The 3970-nt window shown below is 60.8% G+C and carries 4 protein-coding genes; all 4 read left to right on the forward strand.

Annotated features, from left to right (window positions below; all coding sequences use genetic code 11):
- The first annotated feature begins 585 nt into the window (after positions 1–585).
- Positions 586–1461: a hypothetical protein gene (locus ACLP9N_RS17300; RefSeq protein WP_442408569.1), complete on the forward strand. Its 876-nt coding sequence runs from the start codon at positions 586–588 to the stop codon at positions 1459–1461.
- Entirely contained in the window at positions 1430–2506 is a 1077-nt protein-coding gene (locus ACLP9N_RS17305) for a hypothetical protein (RefSeq protein WP_442408570.1), read from the forward strand. The genes ACLP9N_RS17300 and ACLP9N_RS17305 overlap by 32 nt, the downstream gene beginning before the upstream one ends.
- A gap of 69 nt (positions 2507–2575) precedes the next feature.
- Positions 2576–3064, forward strand: a complete 489-nt coding sequence (locus tag ACLP9N_RS17310; protein ID WP_442408571.1) for a hypothetical protein — start codon at positions 2576–2578, stop codon at positions 3062–3064.
- A 212-nt stretch (positions 3065–3276) separates the two neighbouring features.
- Positions 3277–3970: DEAD/DEAH box helicase family protein (locus ACLP9N_RS17315; RefSeq protein ID WP_442408572.1), on the forward strand; the 694-nt coding region annotated here is incomplete at its 3' end.

Raw genomic sequence — 3970 nt, forward strand, 5'->3', positions numbered from 1 at the left:
GGACCCACGCCGGGTAGATGAACGAAAGTGTTTCGAAGCATGGAAGTCACCGCTGAAGGACACCCCAGTCGACCCAGATCATCGGGGCATCCTACTCCCTGGAATGTGCGGAGACCAGCCCAACCGGCCAGCCGACGGGCGCTCTTTGCTGTGCTTCCCCTGACCTTGCAGGCAGCACGGAAACCGCTCCCGTTACGCGTCTCAGATGCGTCCGTAACGGGGGGCGAAAGGGACCACCCACGTTTCCCGGGTGCCAGAAAGTGGGTGGCCTCTTCCGCTTGAAGGGAGCCTGTCCCGGTCTCTGGATTCTGGTCGCCGCTGATGAACAGAACGACTTGCCTGTGCTCGATGACCGAGAAGTCCCTCTGATGAGCTCTGGGCAGCGGATGTGTGTGCCTCTCTCCCAGATCGAGAATACCCCCCCGAGCAGCGAGTTGAGGAGCGTTGAAGGTTTGCTGATTTCGACTCACCCACGGCACCGTGTTCTAGAGAACCTTCATCTGACCTATTATAGTATTGGTTGTATGGCTTTGACCTTCCATGCATTGGCTTCTCGGCGTTTGGTGAACTTTTCCGAGCCGTATCATGAAACAGCCTCTGATCATCGAGGATGTCGAGTCCGTTGAAACTTGGTACGAATCACGAGTCCGTCCCTTCCTCGCCTCGCTGGTGAAGATTGATTCCAAGGCCCGGCGCCTCGAAGATTTCGACGCCGATTTGAAGCGACTGCGCGAGGCGAGGGAGAAGTACAACGACGAACTGGTTGTCTGTTTTCTCGGGGCCGCTGGAGTCGGCAAGAGCACGCTGATCAACGCCTTGGTGGACGGCCGTCAGAGCATCTTGCCCTCCGGGGGTATCGGTCCGCTCACGGCGCAGGCACTGAGTGTGCGTGCGGGCACACCACCGCATTTTGAAGTGAAGTACCACGGTCCCGGTGAGCTCTGGAAGCTGACCATGGCACTGGAATGGAGTTACAAGGACGATCTCGAGCAAACGCTGAGGGTTGTACAACCGACGATGGACGAGATCGAGGCGATCGAAGCCGAGGACCGGAAAGAACTCCAGGAGATTGCCGTCAGCGGCGAGTCCTTCGATCAAGAGCGGGTCACGGCCTACCGGAAACAGGCCCAGCTCCTGGTCAAGGGGAATCAGAACCGCGACGCGAGGCCAGGCTACCTGATCGACTGTCTTCGCCTTGCCCTGAGGAAGGAGCCGGTCCACGCGACCGTCCCTGACCCGGACGATCGGGAGCGGATCCAACGGATTATCAGCGCACTCGCTTCCAAGAAATTCCACCTGGAGGGATCGGTCTCCGAGAGAGAGTTCCGCCAATCGCTTCACGACCATGCCTCGGGTTTCCTCGCTCCCCTCATCCGCGAGATGAGCGTGACCTGTGAGTCCGGGGACCTTGCCCCAGGGAGTGGTCCTTGTGGATCTTCCCGGAATCGGGGTCGCGAGTGACATCTTCAACGAGATCACCGGCCGGTGGATCCGGGAGAAGGCCAGGGCGGTGACTCTCGTGGTCAATCATCGGGGCGTCCATGAGGTAGAGGCCCAGCTCCTGCACCACAGCGGTTTTCTCAACAAGCTGCTCTATTCAATTGATAACCCGACCGAAGATCCGGTGCTGATCGTTGCAGTGGTTCGGGTGGATGAAATCGCTGAAACACGATGGAGACAAGAGCGGGCTGCGGGCGTGAATGGGCCAAAGCGGGATTATTTTCTGAAAACCTCAGAAGACAGCCGGGATCTCTTGATCCCACAAATCCGCCACCAGATCGAGAAGGCCTGGGCCTCCGCCGGGATGCAGTCGGGACAGAAACAGGTGGTTGACAACCTCGTCAACAGCCTGGAAATTCATCCCGTCTCCGCCCTCCAGTACTCGCGCATCCTGCTCGATGACCCCGAGGATCGGCCTTTCCTGACAAATCCATCCGACAGCAACATCCCGGCGTTGCTGGACAGCCTTCGCCGGCTCGCCGAGAGACACCGCGAGACGGAGATCCAGCGGATCGAGGAGCCTCTGCGGAACCTGTCGGATCGCCTGATCAAGACCCTGAAGTTGATCGAAGCCCAGTGGCAAGAGGATGTGCGAGCCGGCCAGGAGGCAGAGCGGCTGCGAAGCGAGTTCCTTGAATTCCTCGAGCCCCTGCGGCAGGAGTTCAAGCTTCGGCAGGGTTCGTTTCGTGAATTTCTTCGGGAGACTCTCCCCCAGATCATTCGCAGCAATGTGGTGGAGGCGAGTGCGACGGCTCGCGAGGAGATTTCTGCCTATCTCGCGGAGTTGAGGATCTGCAACTGGCGGACGCTCCAGGCCGCAGTTCGAAGGGGAGGGGTGTTCCTCAGCAGCACCGGTCGTAAGATTGATCTTCCGCGGGATTTCGCCCTCCGGTTCGAGGTCCCTGTGGCGCAGGTCTGGGGAGGCCAGATCCTCAAGGAAATCCGTCGTCGAACCAAATCGTACGCCGAGGATTGCGTTCAGCTCGTCGACGAGGTGGTCGCTTGAGCCAAGAACCAGGGAGCGAGGGTCCAGCCGCGTCTGGTCGAGGCCCAGCGCGACGCCATCAAGGCTGACGTGAAGACGCTCGAGTCGGTCGGCAAGGAGATGGTCAAGGAGCTCCGCCAAATGGTCAGCGAGAGGCTCGTGGAGAACATCGAGAAACCCATCCGGACTCGATGCGAGAAATTCGTCGAGGATAATCAGCACCAGGGCGTTGGCGTCCTAAACCGCATGCTCAAGCTATTCCGAGAGCTGGCAGACCAGGTCACAAGGGTGGCTCGAGGCCCGGCCGAGGAGATCCTGATCCACTGCTTCCGAGAGGTGGAGGGTCAGATACTCGATGTCTTCAAACAGCATCCCGACCCGCTCGACGCGGCCCGAGACGCCATCATCGAGGCCCATGAGCGGTACATACGAAATAGCGATGCCCAGCGCCGACAAAAGGTGCTTGGCGAAGTGGACTCGGTGCTTTCTAACTATCCGTTGAAGGATCGCTTGCTGGCGATCGAGCCATCGATCACGGACGCTTCGCCATCACAGGGCGACATCGCGGAGGTGGCCTGATGAGCCGGTTCAGCCCCGGGGTGTCTCGGCAAAGTGTTCCGCATCCCTCGACGATTCTTCGCCAGGTCGATGACTGGGGCCTGATCTCCTATGACCTCTGCAATCCGCCGCGCCGGTTCTGGGCTGACGTTGACCAGCCTCCTCCCGTGGTCGAACCCGCCGTTGATTCACGGCACGTTCAAAGGCTGCCGAGTCCCGCCGAACTGCTTCGCGTGAGCGTGCCGGAAACCTGGATGAGCCGATCGCGCGCCGCGCTGGCACGGTTCTGGACGTACTTCCTGGTCAGCGAGGATCCCCAGCGCCGGCTCGATGCCCGGGAGGTCAGCACGCTCGCCCACCAGGTGAGCTTGGTGCGCCATATCCTGGAACAACCGCACCTGCACAGGGTCCTGATCGCCGATGAGGTCGGGCTGGGCAAGACGGTCGAGGTCGGCCTTCTGGTCAAAGAGTTGCTCGAGCAGAACGCGGGCCTTCACATCCTGTACCTGGCCCCCGCCCGGCTGGTGAACAATGTGCGCTGGGAGTTCGAGCGGCTTGGCCTCGACTTCCGGCAATGGTCCGCCTCGGCGGAATCGGACGGGCGGATCGAAGGCGACTCGAAGCTGATCGCCAGCATTCACCGGGCCGTGCATCCGAATCACTTCCGGAGGCTCGTCGATGCGCCCCCCTGGGACTTGTTGATCGTCGATGAATGCCATCACCTCTCCGATTGGGCTCCTGGCGGCGGCGACCCGACCCGGAAGTTCGACCTGGTCCGGAAGCTGATCGAAAAGCAGGCGCCGACCGGCCGGGTCGTCTTCCTGAGCGGCACGCCCCATCAGGGCAACATCCACCGGTTCGATAACCTGCTCAAGCTGCTGAAGCGAAGGGAAGAGCCCGAGCGCGCACTGGCTGGCAGGGTCATCT

This window comes from Mycobacterium sp. (assembly GCF_052144515.1).
Lineage (GTDB): Bacteria > Actinomycetota > Actinomycetes > Mycobacteriales > Mycobacteriaceae > Mycobacterium.

Bases quoted from the DNA above. Each gene is read 5' to 3' on its own strand.
- ACLP9N_RS17300 (WP_442408569.1), top strand. From the start codon at position 586: ATGAAACAGCCTCTGATCATCGAGGATGTCGAGTCCGTTGAAACTTGG.